The organism is Streptomyces sp. NPDC090077, from assembly GCF_044747545.1.
Taxonomy (GTDB): domain Bacteria; phylum Actinomycetota; class Actinomycetes; order Streptomycetales; family Streptomycetaceae; genus Streptomyces.
On record NZ_JBIVEG010000016.1, the window covers coordinates 57,359 to 73,813 of the forward strand.

A 16,455-nucleotide genomic window follows, 5' to 3' on the forward strand; every position below is an offset into this window, starting at 1 on the left:
AGTAACGCTGCGTAACCTCACAGTGAGTTACCAGCCGCGCGGCGGAGCCGCATGGTCTCCATGTAGTCACAGCGTCACAGCGTCCGGGAGCGTTATGTCCAGCGAATACGCCAAACAGCTCGGGGCCAAGCTCCGCGCCATCCGCACCCAGCAGGGCCTTTCCCTCCACGGTGTCGAGGAGAAGTCCCAGGGCCGTTGGAAGGCCGTGGTGGTCGGTTCCTACGAGCGCGGGGACCGCGCCGTGACCGTCCAGCGCCTCGCCGAGCTGGCGGACTTCTACGGGGTTCCGGTCCAGGAACTGCTGCCGGGCACGACCCCCGGCGGTGCGGCCGAGCCGCCGCCGAAGCTGCGCCTCGACCTGGAGCGCCTGGCGGGCGTCCCCGCCGAGAAGGCCGGCCCGCTCCAGCGCTACGCGGCCACGATCCAGAGCCAGCGCGGCGACTACAACGGCAAGGTGCTGTCGATCCGCCAGGACGACCTGCGGACCCTGGCGGTCATCTACGACCAGTCCCCCTCGGTCCTGACCGAGCAGCTCATCAGCTGGGGCGTCCTGGATGCCGACGCGCGTCGCGCGGTGGCCCACGAGGACATCTAGTCCCAGGAGAGCCGTCCCGGCTCAGCAGAAACGTTACCGGCGGGTGCCGGTGCCCCAGGGCGCCGGCACCCGCCGGTTTTTCGTCGGCCGGCCGACAGAAACCCCCTCGGGGGCCGCACGGCGGCCGGAGAACGGCGGAGGGCCCGTGGCGCCATCGCGCCGCGGGCCCTCCGCTCAGCCGTCCGGCTCCGGGTCATTCGCCCCGGCGCAGGCTCGGCTTCAGGTCCTTGAAGCGGGCCAGCAGGCCGTTCACGAACGCGGGCGAGTCGTCCGTGGAGAACTCCTTGGCCAGCTGCACGGCCTCGTCGATCGCCACGACGTCAGGGGTCTCGTCCACCCAGATCAGCTCGTAGGCACCCAGCCGCAGGATGTTCCGGTCGGCGACCGGCATGCGGTCGAGCTCCCAGTCCACGGCGTAGGTGACGATCAGGTCGTCGATGCGCTTCACCTTGTCGGCGTAGCCCTCGACGAGGTCCATCGTGAAGGCGTTGACCGGCGGCTGCCGGTCGTCCGACCGCGAGTGGCGGATCCAGTCCGCGAGGACCTCGCGCACGGGCACGCCGCGCTGGTCGGCCTCGAAGAGGATCTGGAAGGCGCGCTTGCGCGCGTTGCTCCGGGCAGCCACGGTTAGCCGTTCACCCGGCCGAGGTAGGCGGAGGTACGGGTGTCGACCTTGATCTTCTCGCCCGTGGTGACGAAGAGCGGGACCTGGATCTCGTGGCCGGTCTCCAGCTTGGCGGGCTTGGTGCCGCCGGTGGAGCGGTCGCCCTGGACGCCCGGGTCGGTGTGCTCGATGGTCAGCTCGACGGCGGCCGGGAGCTCGACGTAGAGCACCTCGCCCTCGTGCTTGGCCACGGAGGCGGTGAAGCCCTCGATGAGGAAGTTGGCGGCGTCGCCGACGGTCTTGCGGTCGACCATCAGCTGGTCGTAGTCCGTCATGTCCATGAAGACGAAGTAGTCGCCGTCCATGTACGAGAACTGCATGTCACGACGGTCGATCGTGGCGGTCTCGACCTTCGTGCCGGCGTTGAAGGTCTTGTCGACGACCTTGCCGGAGAGCACGTGCTTGAGCTTGGTGCGCACGAAGGCCGGGCCCTTGCCGGGCTTGACGTGCTGGAACTCGACGACGGACCAGAGCTGGTCACCGTCGAGCTTGAGCACCATGCCGTTCTTGAGGTCGTTCGTGGAAGCCACGGTTGCGGAATCTCCTGCACTGGAAGACCACGGATGCGCGCACGGTCCGGCGGTACGGACTAGAGCGCGAGCAGCTCCTTGGTCGTAATGGTGAGTAGCTCGGGACCGCCGTCCGCCTCGGGGCGCACGACGAGCGTGTCATCGATCCGGACACCTCCCCGGCCGGGGAGGTGAACCCCCGGTTCGACGGTGACCGGCACGCAAGCGTCCAGTTTACCCATTGCCGTAGGTGCAAGCTGCGGGTCCTCGTCGATTTCGAGACCGACCCCGTGTCCCATCCATCCCGCCAGGGCCTCACCGTGCCCCGCCGAGTCCAGTACGGAACGCGCCGCGTGGTCCACCTCCCGGTACGCGGCACCGGGCAGCAGGGCCTGCCGGCCCGCCCTCTGGGCGGCGAAGACCAGGTCGTACAGCTCGATCTGCCAGTCGGCCGGAGTGGTGCCGATCACGAAGGTCCGGCCGATCTCGCAGCGGTAGCCCCGGTAGTTGGCGCCCAGGCAGACGGAGAGGAAGTCGCCCTCCTCCACCCGCCGGTCGGAGGGCCGGTGCCGGGAGCGGCCCGAGTGCGGGCCGGTACCCACGGAGGTCGGGAACGCCGGGCCGTCCGCGCCGTGGTCGACGAGCCGGCGCTCCAGCTCCAGGGCCAGGTGGCGTTCGGTGCGGCCGACGAGGATCGACTCCAGCAGCTCGCCGAGGGCCTGGTCGGCGATCTCGGCGGCGATCCGCAGACAGGCGATCTCCTCCTCGTCCTTCACCAGCCGCTGCTGCTCCACGGCCGTCCCCAGGTCGGCCAGCCGCAGCCGGGGCGCGACCGAGTGCACGGCCCGGTGCCGGCCGACGGTGAGGTGGTGCTCCTCGACGGCGAGGGAATCGGCCCGGCCCGCCGCGGCCAGGTCGGCGGCGGCCACGGCCGGATCGGCGCCGGGGGCCGGGAGCACGGACACCCGCAGCCCCTCGTCGAGCCGCCCCTCCTCGGCCTCGCCGGTGGGCGCCCCGGGGCAGAACAGCACGTCCTCGGCGGGCCCGACCAGCAGGACTGCGCCCAGCGGGGACGCCCCGGCGAGGTAGCGGACGTTCGCCGGACGCGTGACCAGTGCGGCGGAGTTGCCCGCGGCGGCGCAGCGCTCGCGGAGCAGGCCCCTGCGGGCCCCGTACACGTCTGACATGTCTTCGAGCCTACGAGCGCCCCGCGCATCCGGCCCGGCGAGCGCGTCCGGACGGGGCCGGACGCCCCTTCGGGTTCCTACCAGCGGGGCGGGCTGGTCAGCGCCCGCGCGAGCGCCTCGTCCAGGGCCCGTGCGGTGCCCTCGACGTCGAGGTGGGAGTTGTCGATGATCGGCAGCCCGGAGCCGTACCAGCCCGCCATCCGGCCGTGGATGCGGGCGACCTCCTCGTCGGAGAGCCGGCGGTTGCCGGAGCGGGCCGCGTTGCGGTCGAGGACCACGTCCAGGCCGGGCAGCAGCACCACCGGCAGCAGGGCGGGCCCCACGTGGCGCTTCCAGCCGCCGAGGCCCACCACGGGCCGGTCGGGGAAGACGGCGTCGTCGAGGATGCAGGAGATGCCGTTCGCCAGGAAGTTGCGGGCGGCGAAGCCGCAGGTGCGGCGGGCGAGGCGGTACTGGGCCTCGGAGTGCTCGTTCCAGCCGGCCTGCGGGTCCGCGAAGCCCGAACAGACCCATTCGCGGACGTCGTCCAGGCTGATGTGCGCGGTCGGCACCGGGCGGGTGCCCGCCCAGTGCCGGGCCACGGTCGTCTTGCCGGCGCCGGCCGGGCCGATGAGCAGGACCGCGAGGACGGCCCCGCCGGTGCCGGGCGCGGGCGCCGCCGCGGGGGCCGCGGCGGGAGGCAGCGGGATGTGCCCCGTCGCGTCGGGGACCGGCACCACCGGCCAGCCCTGCGCAGGGGGTATCGGCGGCTGCGGGGGAACCGCCGGGTGCTGTCCCGGCGGACCCCAGGCCCCCACTCCGTGCTGCATCCGCGCCACTCCGTCTCGTTCAGGCGACTGATGCGAGAACGTTATCTCAGGCCGTGACTTCTTCCGCCAGCGCACGCAGCGCCAGCCGGTAGGAGCCCAGCCCGAAGCCCGCGACGGTACCGGTGGCCACGGCCGCGATGACCGAGGTGTGCCGGAACTCCTCCCGGGCGTACGGGTTGGAGATGTGCACCTCGATCAGCGGGGCGGTGCGCTGCGCTGCCGCGTCCCGCATGGCGTACGAGTAGTGCGTGAAGGCACCCGGGTTGATGACGACCGGGATCTTGCCGTCCGCCGCCTCGTGCAGCCAGCGCACCAGCTCGCCCTCGTCGTTGGTCTCGCGGACCTCCACGTCGAAGCCGAGCTCCGCGCCCAGGGCGGTGCAGCTCTCCACGAGGCCCGCGTACGAGGTGGCCCCGTACACGTCGGGCTCGCGGGACCCGAGCCGGCCCAGGTTCGGGCCGTTCAGGACCAGCACCCGGCGGCTCACGCGGAGACCTCGCCGTAGGCGGCGACCAGGTGCGCCGGGTCCGGGCCCTCCAGCACGGTGGGCTTGGCCAGGCCGTCCAGGACGATGAAGCGCAGCAGGTTGCCGCGGGACTTCTTGTCGACCTGCATGGTCTGGAGCAGCTTGGTCCACTGGTCGCCGCGGTAGGTCAGCGGCAGGCCCACCGAGGCCAGCACCGCCTTGTGCCGGTCGGCCGTGGCGTCGTCGAGCCGCCCGGCCAGCCGGCCGAGTTCGGCCGCGAAGACCATGCCGACAGAGACCGCCGCGCCGTGCCGCCACTTGTAGCGCTCGTTCTTCTCGATGGCGTGCGCGAGGGTGTGGCCGTAGTTGAGGATCTCCCGCAGCCCCGACTCCTTGAGGTCGCTGGAGACCACGTCGGCCTTGACCTGGATGGAGCGGACGATCAGCTCGGCCGTGTGGGGGCCGGCGGGCGTACGGGCCGCCGCCGGGTCCTCCTCGATCAGGTCGAGGATCACCGGGTCGGAGATGAACCCGGCCTTGATGATCTCGGCGAGGCCGCTGACGTAGTCGTTGACCGGCAGCGACTCCAGCGCGGCGAGGTCGCAGAGCACCCCGGCCGGCGGGTGGAAGGCCCCGACGAGGTTCTTGCCCTCGGCGGTGTTGATGCCGGTCTTGCCGCCGACGGCCGCGTCGACCATCGCGAGGACGGTGGTCGGGACGGCGATCCAGCGCACCCCGCGCAGCCAGCTGGCCGCGACGAAGCCCGCCAGGTCGGTGGTGGCGCCGCCGCCCACGCCGACGATCACGTCGGTGCGGGTGAAGTTGGACTGGCCGAGCGCCTTCCAGCAGTACGCGGCCACCTCGACGGTCTTGGCCTCCTCGGCGTTCGGCACCTGGATGGCGATCGCCTCGTAGCCCTGGTCCGCGAGGTCCGCGCGGAGCGCCTCACCGGTCTCGGCGAGCGCCTCGGGGTGGATCACGGCGACCCGCTGGGCCTTCGTACCGATCAGGGTGCCGAGCTCGCCGAGCAGCTGCCGGCCGACCAGCACGTCGTACGCGTCGTGTCCGGCGCTGGCGCCGACGTTGATCCGCGTCACCTGGTCTGTCATACGTCCTTCAACTCCAGAGCGTCGAGGACCGCCTGGGCGACCTCTTCGGGGGTGCGGTCGTCGGTGGCCACGACGACGCGCGCGACTTCGGTGTACAGGTGGCGCCTGGCCTCCATCAGCTCGCGCCACTGGCGGCGCGGGTTGACGGCGAGCAGCGGTCGGGCGGCGCCGAGCCCGACGCGGCGCACGGCCTCCTCGACGTCCATCGACAGATAGGCGACGGGCAGCCCGGCCAGCAGGGCGCGGGTGCCCTCGTCGAGGACGGCGCCGCCGCCGAGGGCGAGGACTCCGGTGTGCTCGGCGACGGCGGCCGCGACGGCCGCCCGCTCCAGCTCGCGGAAGTACGGCTCGCCCTCGTCGACGAAGAGGTCGGAGATCTCCCGGCCCTGGGCCGCGACGATGTCCGCGTCGGTGTCCCGGTAGGGGACGCCGAGCCGGCGGGCGAGCAGGCCGCCCACCGTGGACTTGCCGGAACCCATGGGTCCGACGAGGACGACCAGGGGGCCGCCCGTCACCGGATCTGCAGGTTGTCGAGGTAGGACTGCACGTTGCGGCGGGTCTCGGCGACCGAGTCGCCGCCGAACTTCTCGACGACGGCGTCCGCCAGCACCAGCGCGACCATGGCCTCGGCGACGATGCCCGCGGCGGGCACGGCGCAGACGTCGGAGCGCTGGTGGTGGGCCACCGTGGCCTCGCCGGTGGCGACGTCGACGGTGGCCAGGGCGCGCGGCACGGTCGCGATGGGCTTCATCGCGGCGCGTACGCGCAGCAGCTCGCCGGTGGTCAGGCCGCCCTCGGTGCCGCCGGAGCGGCCGGAGGTGCGCTTGATTCCCTCGGGGGTGGAGACGATCTCGTCGTGCGCCTGGGAGCCGGGCACGCGGGCCAGCTCGAAGCCGTCGCCGACCTCGACGCCCTTGATGGCCTGGATGCCCATGAGCGCGGCGGCGAGACGGGCGTCGAGACGCCGGTCCCAGTGGACGTGGGAGCCGAGGCCGACGGGCACGCCGTACGCGAGGACCTCGACGACGCCGCCGAGGGTGTCGCCGTCCTTGTGGGCCTGGTCGATCTCCGCGACCATCGCCTTCGACGCGTCGGCGTCGAGGCAGCGCACCGGGTCGGCGTCGAGCTTCTCGACGTCGGCGGGGGTCGGGTAGACGCCGTAGGGGGCCTTGGCCGCGGCCAGCTCCACCACGTGCGAGACGATCTCGATGCCCGCGACCTCCTTGATGAAGGAGCGGGCGACGGCGCCGAGGGCGACGCGGGCGGCGGTCTCACGGGCGCTGGCGCGCTCCAGGATCGGCCGGGCCTCGTCGAAGCCGTACTTCTGCATGCCCGCGAGGTCGGCGTGGCCGGGGCGGGGCCGGGTCAGCGGCGCGTTGCGGCCGGTCTCCTTGAGCAGCGAGGGGTCGACCGGGTCGGCCGACATGACCGTCTCCCACTTGGGCCACTCGGTGTTGCCGACCATGATCGCGACCGGGGAGCCCTGGGACAGCCCGTGGCGGACGCCGCCGAGGAAGGTGATCTCGTCCTGCTCGAACTTCATGCGGGCGCCGCGTCCATAGCCGAGCCGTCGCCTCGCCAGGTGGTCGGCCACCAGCTCGGTGGTGACCGGGACGCCGGCGGGAAGACCCTCCAGCGTCGCGACCAGTGCCGGTCCGTGCGACTCTCCTGCGGTCAGCCAACGCAACCTGCTCAACGATGCTCCTCATGCTCGCGCCTGGCACTGCGACGGCCTGTCCGGGTGCGCGGACCGGAGGGCCGTACCCGAATCCTCCCACGTCCGGGGCGTCCCGCGGATCTCGGTCCAGCTGACGGACGGCCCGGAGGGCCCGGACGCGGCGATGGTGCCGCGTCCGGCTATCGGTTCCCTATGCGCGGGGGCGTCAGTGGCGGGCGTGCAGGGCCGCCTCGCCGGCGGCACGCATGGCGGCGAGCGGGCCGGGGGTGCGGCCGGTCATCTGCTCGACCTGGAGCACGGCCTGGTGGACGAGCAGGTCGAGGCCGCCCAGGAGGGTGCCGCCGCGCCCGGACCAGGCGGCGGCCAGGGCGGTGGGCCAGGGGTCGTAGAGCACGTCGAAGAGGGTGCCGGGCACCTCCGGGACGGCGCCGGCCAGCTCGTCCGTGGCTCCGGCCGGGGTGGTGGCGATGACCAGGGGGGCCGTCAGGGCCTCGGCCGCCCGGGACCAGTCGGCCGTGCGGACGGACACGCCGAGCCGCTCGCCCCACTGGCGCATCTCGTCGGCGCGGGCGCGCGAGCGGACGTACGCGGTGACCTCGCCGGTGCAGATCCGGGCGAGGGCGGCGAGCGCCGAGGAGGCGGTGGCGCCCGCCCCGAGGATGGCGGCGGCGGGCACCTTCTCGACGCCGCGCTCGTGCAGGGCGGCGATCAGCCCGGGGATGTCGGTGTTGTCGCCGACGCGGCGGCCGTCGTCGGTGAACACCACCGTGTTGACGGCCTCCACGGAGGCGGCGGTGTCGCTGATCCCGTCGAGCAGCGGGATGATCGCCCGCTTGAGCGGCATGGTCAGCGACAGCCCGGCCCACTCGGGGCCGAGGCCGGCCACGAAGGCGGGCAGCGCGGCCTCGTCGATCTCGAACCGGCCGTAGGACCAGTCGTCGAGGCCGAGCTCCCGGTACGCGGCGCGGTGCAGCACCGGTGAGAGGGAGTGCTCGATGGGCGAACCCAGCACCGCGGCCCGTATCCGTGACATGTCCTGCCTACCCGCCGTTCTTCTGCTTCTGCCGTGCCTGGAACTCGTCGGCGAGCTTCATGTGCTCGTCGTACGTCTTGGTGAAGGTCGTCTTGTTGCCGTCGACCGACACGAAGAACATCCAGCCGCCGTGGTCGGGGTTGAGCGTAGCCGCCACCGCGTCGGAGCCGGGGTTCCCGATCGGGCCGGGCGGCAGTCCCTTGACGAAGTGCGTGTTGTACGGGTTGTCGAAGGCCTGGGCTTCCTTCAGGTTGAAGTTGATCTCGCTTTGGTTCTTGACGTAGTTGTACGTCGAGTCGAACTGGAGCCGCTGGTTCGTGACGTCGTTGGTCTTCTTGAGGCGGTTGTAGACCACTTCGGCCATCTTGCGGAAGTCGTCGTGGTTCTTGCCCTCGGCGTTCACGAGGCTGGCCACGGTGATCACCTGGAGCGGGTTCTCCAGGTTCAGCTCCTTGGACTTGGCCTCGACGCCCATCTCCGTGTACTTGTCGGCCGCGTTCTTGACCATCTGGCGGAGCAGCGACTCGGGGGTGCTGTCCTTCTTCAGGTCGTAGCGGGCCGGCAGGAGGAAGCCCTCCAGCGGGTCGATGAGCTTCGGGTTGTTGCCGGCCCAGGCCGGCAGGCCGAGGTTCTTGGCCTCGCGCTGGGCGACGTCCTTGGTGGTGCCGTCGGGCTTGCCGAGCTTCTTGTCGATCGCCTCGTACACCTTGGTGTTGCGCATGCCCTCGGTGATGGTGAGGACGTTCAGCTTGGTGGGGTCGATCATCACCGCGACGGCGGCCGCGGCCGACATCCGCTTCTTCAGCGGGTAGACGCCGGGCTGGATCGACTTGCCCTTGGGGTTGGCGTTGGCCGCGTCGACGAAGGCCTGGGCGCTGGCGACCACGCCGGCCTGCTTGAGGATCCGGCCCATCTGGCCGAGGCCGGCGTCCTTGGGGATCTCGACGTCGACGACTTCCTCGCCGCCCTCGCCGGCGAAGTCCTCGGCCGGGGCGAAGCGGTCGTGGAGGTAGTTGTAGCCGTAGTAGCCGCCACCGCCGACCACACCGATGATCACCACGGCGGCGATCAGGCAGGCCGTGCCGCTCCGTTTCTTCTGTTTGCCGCCCTTGCCGCCCTTGGTGCGGCCCCCGGCGCGGCGCCCGCGGCCGGCCGGCTCGTCGGCGTCGCCGGAGCCCGTGCCGCCCGCCGCGACGAGCGCCTCGTCGGGCTCCTCCTCCGCGAGCGGCTCCTCGACCGGTTCCGGTTCCAGGTGGCGCAGACCGGGCGGCTGCGGCGGCGGGTAGGCCTCGGCCGTGGCGTACAGGTCCGGCGCCTCGCCGGGGTAGGCCCCGGCGGTCTGCTGGGCGTACGGGTCCGCTCCGGCGTACGGGTCGACCTGTACGGCCGCGGCCGCGTACTGGCCCTGGCCGGTGTCCCAGCCCTGGCCGTTGCCGCCGCCCTCGTACACCGGCTGCGGGGCCATGGCCTGAGGGGCCATCTGCTGCTGGGCCATCTGCTGGTACTGGAGCTGCTGCGCGTACGCCTGCTCGTCGTACTGCTGCGGATACTGGCCCGCGTACTGCTGCTGGTACTGCGGCTCCTGCGGGTACTGCTGCTGGAGGTCCCCGCCGTAGGGCACCTGCGCCTGCTGCGTCTGGTGCGCGGTCCACCCCTGGTCCCCGTAGAGGGGGTCCTGGGGGTTCCACGGTTCGGAGCCGTGGCCCCGGCCATAGTCAGTCATCGGTCCCCTAGAGCCGCGAGACGAAGGCCGCGGCTTCTTTCGGCCGCGACACCCGGTTCCGCCTCTTTGGTGGTGAGCGACGGCTGTTCGAATGCCGTCTCATCGCGCGGAACGTTACCGTATCGCGATCAGACAACCACTTCGACGCACTCGCCGGGCGGATTACCTGATACCCGTTCGGTCTCAAGAGCGTTCTGAAGGATGATCACGGCGGCCGCCTGGTCGATGACCGCACGCCCCTTCTTCGCGTTCTTGCCGGAGGCCCGCAGTCCCTGGGCGGCGGTGACCGTGGTCATCCGCTCGTCCACCAGACGGACCGTCACCGGCTTGATCCCCTTGGCCAGTTCGTTCGCGAATGCGCGCACCTTGGCCGCGGCCGGCCCCTCCCGCCCGCTGAGCGAGCGGGGGAGGCCGACCACGACTTCGAGGGGCTCGTACTCCTCGACGAGCTGCCGCAGCCGCCGGTGGGCGAAGGGGATGTCCCGGCCCGGGACGGTCTCCACCGGCGTGGCGAGCACCCCGTCGGGGTCGCAGGACGCGACCCCGATCCGGGCGTCTCCGACATCGATGGCCAGTCGGCGGCCGCGGCGCAGGGTCATCGTCAGGCCGTCTCTGCCACGAGGCGCTCGACGGCGGCGATGGCCTCGGGCACGGCGCCCGGGTTCTGGCCGCCGCCCTGGGCCACGTCCGGCTTGCCGCCACCGCCGCCACCGAGGGTCTTGGCGGCCGTGCGGACCAGGTCACCGGCCTTGAGGCCGCGCTCGCGGGCCGCCTCGTTGGTGGCGATGACGGTCAGCGGGCGGTCGTTCGCCACGGTGAACAGGGCGACGACGGCCGGGCGGTCGCCCTGGATGCGGCCGCGGACGTCGAGGACCAGCTTGCGCAGGTCGTCGGCGCCCGTGCCGTCCGGCACCTGGCCGACGACGAGGGCGACGCCGCGGATGTCCTGGGCGTTCGAGGCAAGACCGGCGGCGGCCTGGAGGACCTTCTCCGCGCGGAACTTCTCGATCTCCTTCTCGGCGTCCTTCAGCTTGCCGAGCATGGAGGCGATCTTCTCCGGCAGCTCCTCCGGACGGCCCTTGACGAGCTCCTGGAGCTGGGCGACGACCGTGTGCTCCTTGGCGAGGAAGTTGTACGCGTCGACGCCGACCAGGGCCTCGACACGGCGCACCCCGGAGCCGATGGAGGACTCGCCGAGCAGCTTCACCAGACCCAGCTGGGCGGTGTTGCCGACGTGCGTGCCGCCGCACAGCTCCTTGGAGAAGTCGCCGATGGTGACGACGCGGACCCGCTCGCCGTACTTCTCGCCGAACTCGGCGATGGCGCCCTGCTTCTTCGCCTCGTCGATGCTCATGACCTCGGCGGTCACTTCGAGCTCGCGCGAGAGCACGTCGTTGATCTTCTGCTCGACGTCGGTGAGGACCGAGCCGGGGACGGCGTTCGGCGAGCCGAAGTCGAAGCGGAAGCGGCCGGGGCTGTTCTCGGAGCCGGCCTGGGCGGCCGTCGGGCCGAGGGCGTCGCGCAGCGCCTGGTGGGTCAGGTGCGTGGCCGAGTGGGCGCGGGCGATGGCCCGGCGGCGCTTGACGTCGATGGCGGCGTACGCGGAGGCGCCCACCGTGACCTCGCCGACCTGGACGGAGCCCTTGTGCACGGAGACACCGGGAACCGGCTGCTGGACGTCGCGGACCTCGATGACGGCACCGGTGTCGAGCTTGATCCGGCCCTGGTCGGCGAGCTGGCCGCCGCCCTCGGCGTAGAAGGGGGTGCGGTCGAGGACGACCTCGACCTCGTCGCCCTCGGAGGCGGCGGGCGCGGAGACGCCGTTGACCAGGAGGCCGACGATGGTGGACTCGCCCTGGGTGGTGGCGTAGCCGGTGAACTCGGTGGCGCCGGAGCCGTCGGCGATCTCCCGGTAGGCCGACATGTCGGCGTGGCCGGTCTTCTTGGCCTTGGCGTCGGCCTTGGCCCGGTCGCGCTGCTCCTGCATCAGGCGGCGGAAGCCGGGCTCGTCCACGGAGAGGCCCTGCTCGGCGGCCATCTCCAGGGTCAGGTCGATCGGGAAGCCCCAGGTGTCGTGGAGCAGGAACGCCTTGTCGCCGGAGAGGACCGTGCCGCCGGCGGCCTTGGTCTCGGTCACGGCGGTGTCGAGGATGTTCGTGCCGCCCTTGACGGCCTTCAGGAAGGCGGCCTCTTCGGCGAGGGCGACGGTCTCGATGCGCTTGCGGTCGGTGACCAGCTCGGGGTACTGCTGCCCCATCGTGTCGATCACGACGTCGATCAGGTCCTGCACGACCGGACCGGTGGCGCCCATGAGGCGCATGTTGCGGATGGCGCGGCGCATGATGCGGCGCAGCACGTAGCCGCGGCCCTCGTTGCCGGGGGTGACGCCGTCGCCGATGAGCATGACGGAGGTGCGCATGTGGTCGGCGACCACGCGCATCGAGACGTCGGTGCCCTGGGCGGCGCCGTACTGCACGCCGGTCAGCTGGGTGGCCTTGTCCATGACCACGCGCAGGGTGTCGGTCTCGTACATGTTCTGCACGCCCTGCAGGATCATCGCGAGGCGTTCGAGGCCGAGACCGGTGTCGATGTTCTTCGACGGCAGGTCGCCGAGGATCGGGAAGTCTTCCTTCCCGTCGCCGGCGCCGCGCTCGTACTGCATAAAGACGAGGTTCCAGATCTCCACGTAGCGCTCGTCGTTGACGGCCGGGCCGCCCTCGACGCCGAACTCGGGGCCGCGGTCGTAGTTGATCTCGGAGCAGGGGCCGCAGGGGCCGGGGACGCCCATGGACCAGAAGTTGTCCTTCTTGCCCAGGCGCTGGATGCGCTCGGCGGGGACGCCGATCACGTCGCGCCAGATCGTCTCGGCCTCGTCGTCGTCGAGGTAGACCGTGATCCAGAGCTTCTCGGGCTCCAGGCCGTAGCCGCCGTCCGCCACGGAGCTGGTGAGCAGCTCCCAGGCGTACTTGATGGCGCCTTCCTTGAAGTAGTCCCCGAAGGAGAAGTTGCCGCACATCTGGAAGAACGTGCCGTGGCGGGTGGTCTTGCCGACCTCTTCGATGTCCGGCGTACGGACGCACTTCTGCACGCTGGTGGCGCGGGGGGCCGGGGGCTTGGTCTCGCCGAGGAAGTACGGCTTGAACGGGACCATGCCCGCGTTGACCAGCAGCAGAGTCGGGTCGTCCGCGATGAGCGACGCCGAAGGGACAACGGTGTGACCGCGCTCCTCGAAGAAGCTCAGCCAGCGGCGGCGGATTTCAGCCGACTCCATCAGTGGTCCTCATTCCGGTTGTACGAAAAACTCGAACGGTGGGTGGTCTGGTGGTGCTCGATGGCCCGCAGCCGCCGCGGCCCGGGGAGGGCGGTGACGTTGTCGGGCCGGTCGGGGTCCTGGTGCAACCCCAGTGCGTCGTTCAGCTCGTCCTCGCGCTGGGTCATTCCCGCCTTGACGTCGAGGGCGAAGTCCTTGAGGCGGTGCCCGGCCTCGACGGCCTTGTCGGCGGCCTGCGCGGCGAGGCTCTCCGGGGTCAGCTTCTTCAGCTGGCGGTTGACCTTGGTGGTGGCCCACACGCCGGCGGCGGCGCCGGCGGTGAACCAGAAGGCTCGGCGGAACATCGGCGGTCTCAGCCCTTCTGCTTCCGGCGCCGGGCCGGCGGCACCGTACGGCCGACGATCACGTTGCGCCGGGTGGTCTTCTGCGGGGCGTCCTCGGTGCGGCCCAGCGCCTTGCGGACGCCGTAGCCGAAGGCCGCGACCTTGACCAGGGGTCCGCCGAAGGTGGTGGCCACGGTGGAGGACAGTGCGGAGGCGTTGGAGGTGACCTCCTGGACGTCGCTCGCGATGGCGTCGACCCGGTCGAGCTGGGTGCGCGCGGAGCGGACGGTGGTCGAGGCGTCCGCCAGCAGCGGGACGGCCTGCTCCGTCACGTCGGCCACGAGCTTGGTGGTCGCGCGGAGCACCTGCGCGAGCCGCACCAGCACCACGGCGAGGAAGGACACCAGGATGGCCCAGAAGACGGCCACGAGGATGCCGGCCACCTCTCCACCGGACACGTTGCACCGCTCCCTGATCTGCTTGTCTACGGGTTTCACTACGGATCGACTACGGAGAAAAGTCTCCCTCCGACCCTATCGCGCCGGAGATCCGCCGCAGTACCGGAATTCCGGGTCCGGTGCCCGCCCCCGCGGACCCTCCTCGTACGCGGTGCATCCGAAACAGTACTCCCCGTGTCCCGGGCGGCGGCGACCCGCCCGGCAACGCAAAGGCCCGCCGCCCCCCGGAGGGGACGGCGGGCCTGGACCAGCCTGTGAGGGCTACGGCCGCTGGATCAGCGGGCGTAGTACTCGACGACGAGCTGCTCGTCGCAGATGACCGGGATTTCCTTGCGGTTCGGGTCGCGGTCGAGGCGGAAGGCCAGGGCCTTCAGGTTGACCTGCAGGTAGCGCGGGGTCTCGCCCTCACCGGCGTAGCCACCCTCGCGGGCAACCTGGAAGGGGTGCTTGTCGCGGCTGCGCTCGCGGACCGTGATGACGTCGTCGGGACGCACACGGAACGACGGCTTGTCGACCTTGCCACCGTTGACCTCGATGTGGCCGTGGACGACCATCTGGCGGGCCTGGTAGATGGTGCGGGCGACGCCGGCACGCAGGACCAGGGCGTCCAGACGACGCTCGAGCTCGACGACCAGCGCCTCGCCCGTCTTGCCCTCGGCCTTCTTCGCGCGGTCGTACGCGCGGGCCATCTGGCGCTCGGAGATGTCGTACTGGGCGCGCAGACGCTGCTTCTCGAGCAGACGGACCTTGTAGTCCGAGTTCTGCTTGCGGCCACGGCCGTGCTCGCCCGGCGGGTAGGGGCGGGCCTCGAAGTACTTGACGGCCTTCGGCGTCAGGGCGATGCCGAGAGCGCGAGACTTCTTGACCTTGGGTCGCTTCTGGTTCACGGGGAACCTACCTCCATGTAAGTTAGGTGAGGCTTACCTTAGCGAGGAGGACGTAATGTCTCGACCACATGGGATCCCCCTGCCCAGTGCGCGCCGCAGTTCGGATTTCAACGAAACGAAATCCGCTTTCGACGACGATAAGCAGGGTCAGCCGCGTCCCAGGGAAGGCGTTCGGCAGCTCACCGGAGCCGAACGCGTACGAACCCTCGTAGAGTCCAACGCCTCAGTATCCCTCACGCTGCCGGATGCTCCTGACCAGGCCGAGTGGTGGACAGGGGTGCCGGCCGCGCGGACCGTCACCCCGGACGGGGACGTGATCCTCCTGGTATCAGGGGAATCCGCGGCTGCCAGGGCTGCCGCTCACGCCCAGGACGACGACCTCACCGCCGTGATCGAGATCACGGACGTGGCGCCGGTGTCCGTGCCCCATCGTATCCGAGCCCGCGCCCGCCTGGCCGGGTGGCTGACCCCCGTCCGCGGGGACGACCGCGCGGTCTGCGCGGCGCTGCTCGCGGAGCGGCACCCGGTGGGCGAGCTGCTGGGCCTGGCCGAGTCCCAGGACCCGCCGTACACCGGCCGCCCCGCCTGGATGATGCTGCGCCTGGAGGTCGGCGAGATCGCGCTGGAGGACCTGTGGGGCGCCGCGCAGGTGGACCCGGACGAGCTGGCGGACGCCGAGCCCGACCCGCTGACCGGCCACGAGACGGAGCTGCTCCAGCACCTCGCCGCCGCCCACGCCGAGCGCGTCGCCGACCTGTGCGGGCTGCTGGGCTCCCGGGAGACGGCCGGAATGACCGCCGTCCCGCTGGCCCTCGACCGCCTCGGGCTGCGCGTGCGCTTCACCGGCGGCCCCGGCCGGCCCTCCTTCGACGCCCGGTTCGACTTCCCGGAGCCGGTGGCGGACGTCTGCGGCCTGCGGCGGGCCATGCGCGCCCTGTTCGCCGCCGCCGCGCACTGATGCCTCACGTTCCTCACGGCGGGCAGGACCCGAGCAGCTCCTGGAGGGCGAGCTTCTCGGGAGGCGTGACGGACAGCCGGTACTTGGCCTTGATGCCGGTGTAGCGGCGCCCGTACTCGCACCAGTAGGCCTGCCGCGGCGGCCGCCACTTGTCGGCCGTCCGGCTCCCCTTGTCCTGGTTGGTCTGCTTGTCCACGGCGAGCAGCACGTCGAGGTCGTTGGCGTACTCCAGCCTGCGCCCGGGCGTCCAGGCGTACGCCCCCGCCCGCCAGGCCGCGCCCAGCGCGACGACGTGGTCGGTCTGGATCTGCGAGGCCCGCCGGTAGGAGTACGGGAGCTCCTTGCCGGTGTACGGGTCGTGCAGCACGCCGGAGACCACCACGCAGGGGTTGCGGTCCCCCTCGCGCAGCTCGGAGAGGTCCCTGCGCAGCACGTCGTCCCGGGTGTCGCAGCCGTTGCGCCCGCCGACGCCGTCGGTCTCGTCCGACCAGTACCGGCCGAACTCCTCCCGCTCGTACGTCTGCCAGTTCCGGCCCCACTCGACGGTCAGCCCGGCGAGCTGCGCCCGTGCCGTCGCGGCGTCCGGGGGGAAGCCCGCCCCTACGAGGGGCACGGGGCGGTACGCGGCCCCCGCGTTCTGGCACCCGGCGGCGAGCAGCGCGGCGACGACGACGAGCGCACGGCATCCCATGCCCGGACCCTAGGCCGTCCACCCCGCTCGGGCCACCGCTGGCCGAATCAGCCTCGCCAGCGTGTGAGGCGCGGGGTCTCGGGCGGAGCCCGGG

Annotated in this window: 18 protein-coding genes; 2 read left to right on the top strand and 16 right to left on the bottom strand. The window is 71.7% G+C overall.

The features are described from left to right. Positions 1-94 precede the first annotated feature (94 nt). On the top strand, positions 95-595 hold the full coding sequence (gene bldD, locus ACIPW5_RS24670) for a transcriptional regulator BldD (RefSeq protein ID WP_007263032.1): 501 nt from the start codon (positions 95-97) through the stop codon (positions 593-595). A 193-nt stretch (positions 596-788) separates the two neighbouring features. Here the strand turns inward: bldD and nusB are convergent, their stop codons facing one another. The 15 genes from nusB to rpsD form a co-directional block, all read right to left on the bottom strand. After that, positions 789-1,220, bottom strand: a complete 432-nt coding sequence (gene nusB, locus ACIPW5_RS24675) for a transcription antitermination factor NusB (RefSeq protein WP_362472942.1) — start codon at positions 1,218-1,220, stop codon at positions 789-791. Between the two features lie 2 nt (positions 1,221-1,222). After that, positions 1,223-1,789, bottom strand: a complete 567-nt coding sequence (gene efp / locus ACIPW5_RS24680) for an elongation factor P (protein ID WP_401248773.1) — start codon at positions 1,787-1,789, stop codon at positions 1,223-1,225. A gap of 59 nt (positions 1,790-1,848) precedes the next feature. After that, complete coding sequence (locus tag ACIPW5_RS24685; protein WP_401248776.1) at positions 1,849-2,955, bottom strand: aminopeptidase P family protein; 1,107 nt, start codon at positions 2,953-2,955, stop codon at positions 1,849-1,851. A 77-nt stretch (positions 2,956-3,032) separates the two neighbouring features. Beyond that, positions 3,033-3,764, bottom strand: a complete 732-nt coding sequence (locus ACIPW5_RS24690; protein WP_401248779.1) for an AAA family ATPase — start codon at positions 3,762-3,764, stop codon at positions 3,033-3,035. A gap of 46 nt (positions 3,765-3,810) precedes the next feature. Next, on the bottom strand, positions 3,811-4,251 hold the full coding sequence (gene aroQ / locus ACIPW5_RS24695; RefSeq protein ID WP_007263037.1) for a type II 3-dehydroquinate dehydratase: 441 nt from the start codon (positions 4,249-4,251) through the stop codon (positions 3,811-3,813). Continuing rightward, the gene (gene aroB / locus ACIPW5_RS24700; protein ID WP_401248782.1) at positions 4,248-5,339 is read right to left on the bottom strand and encodes a 3-dehydroquinate synthase; all 1,092 of its coding nucleotides are present in this window, start codon (positions 5,337-5,339) and stop codon (positions 4,248-4,250) included. The genes aroQ and aroB overlap by 4 nt, the downstream gene beginning before the upstream one ends. Further along, positions 5,336-5,854: a shikimate kinase gene (locus tag ACIPW5_RS24705; RefSeq protein ID WP_401248785.1), complete on the bottom strand. Its 519-nt coding sequence runs from the start codon at positions 5,852-5,854 to the stop codon at positions 5,336-5,338. Before ACIPW5_RS24705 ends, aroB begins: the two co-directional genes overlap by 4 nt. Then, a complete protein-coding gene (gene aroC / locus ACIPW5_RS24710; protein ID WP_401248788.1) occupies positions 5,851-7,035 on the bottom strand; it encodes a chorismate synthase in 1,185 nt (394 codons plus the stop codon). Before aroC ends, ACIPW5_RS24705 begins: the two co-directional genes overlap by 4 nt. Before the next feature lie 187 nt (positions 7,036-7,222). Next, the gene (locus tag ACIPW5_RS24715) at positions 7,223-8,050 is read right to left on the bottom strand and encodes a shikimate dehydrogenase (protein ID WP_401248791.1); all 828 of its coding nucleotides are present in this window, start codon (positions 8,048-8,050) and stop codon (positions 7,223-7,225) included. A gap of 7 nt (positions 8,051-8,057) precedes the next feature. Then, complete coding sequence (mltG, locus tag ACIPW5_RS24720; protein ID WP_401248794.1) at positions 8,058-9,773, bottom strand: endolytic transglycosylase MltG; 1,716 nt, start codon at positions 9,771-9,773, stop codon at positions 8,058-8,060. A 128-nt stretch (positions 9,774-9,901) separates the two neighbouring features. Continuing rightward, the gene (gene ruvX, locus ACIPW5_RS24725; protein WP_401248797.1) at positions 9,902-10,372 is read right to left on the bottom strand and encodes a Holliday junction resolvase RuvX; all 471 of its coding nucleotides are present in this window, start codon (positions 10,370-10,372) and stop codon (positions 9,902-9,904) included. Positions 10,373-10,374: 2 nt separating this feature from the next. After that, positions 10,375-13,044, bottom strand: a complete 2,670-nt coding sequence (gene alaS, locus ACIPW5_RS24730; protein WP_401248799.1) for an alanine--tRNA ligase — start codon at positions 13,042-13,044, stop codon at positions 10,375-10,377. After that, positions 13,044-13,388 (bottom strand): DUF6167 family protein, encoded by a 345-nt coding sequence (locus ACIPW5_RS24735; protein WP_401248802.1) that lies wholly within the window; start codon positions 13,386-13,388, stop codon positions 13,044-13,046. Before ACIPW5_RS24735 ends, alaS begins: the two co-directional genes overlap by 1 nt. Positions 13,389-13,396: 8 nt before the next feature. Then, positions 13,397-13,825: a DUF948 domain-containing protein gene (locus ACIPW5_RS24740; RefSeq protein ID WP_401248805.1), complete on the bottom strand. Its 429-nt coding sequence runs from the start codon at positions 13,823-13,825 to the stop codon at positions 13,397-13,399. A 275-nt stretch (positions 13,826-14,100) separates the two neighbouring features. Then, on the bottom strand, positions 14,101-14,712 hold the full coding sequence (gene rpsD / locus ACIPW5_RS24745; RefSeq protein ID WP_385532979.1) for a 30S ribosomal protein S4: 612 nt from the start codon (positions 14,710-14,712) through the stop codon (positions 14,101-14,103). A gap of 277 nt (positions 14,713-14,989) precedes the next feature. Between rpsD and ACIPW5_RS24750 the strand changes: the two genes are divergently transcribed. Next, positions 14,990-15,670 (top strand): DUF2470 domain-containing protein, encoded by a 681-nt coding sequence (locus ACIPW5_RS24750; RefSeq protein WP_401248809.1) that lies wholly within the window; start codon positions 14,990-14,992, stop codon positions 15,668-15,670. Positions 15,671-15,683: 13 nt separating this feature from the next. Here the strand turns inward: ACIPW5_RS24750 and ACIPW5_RS24755 are convergent, their stop codons facing one another. Continuing rightward, positions 15,684-16,361, bottom strand: a complete 678-nt coding sequence (locus ACIPW5_RS24755; RefSeq protein WP_401248812.1) for an HNH endonuclease family protein — start codon at positions 16,359-16,361, stop codon at positions 15,684-15,686. Positions 16,362-16,455 lie beyond the last annotated feature (94 nt).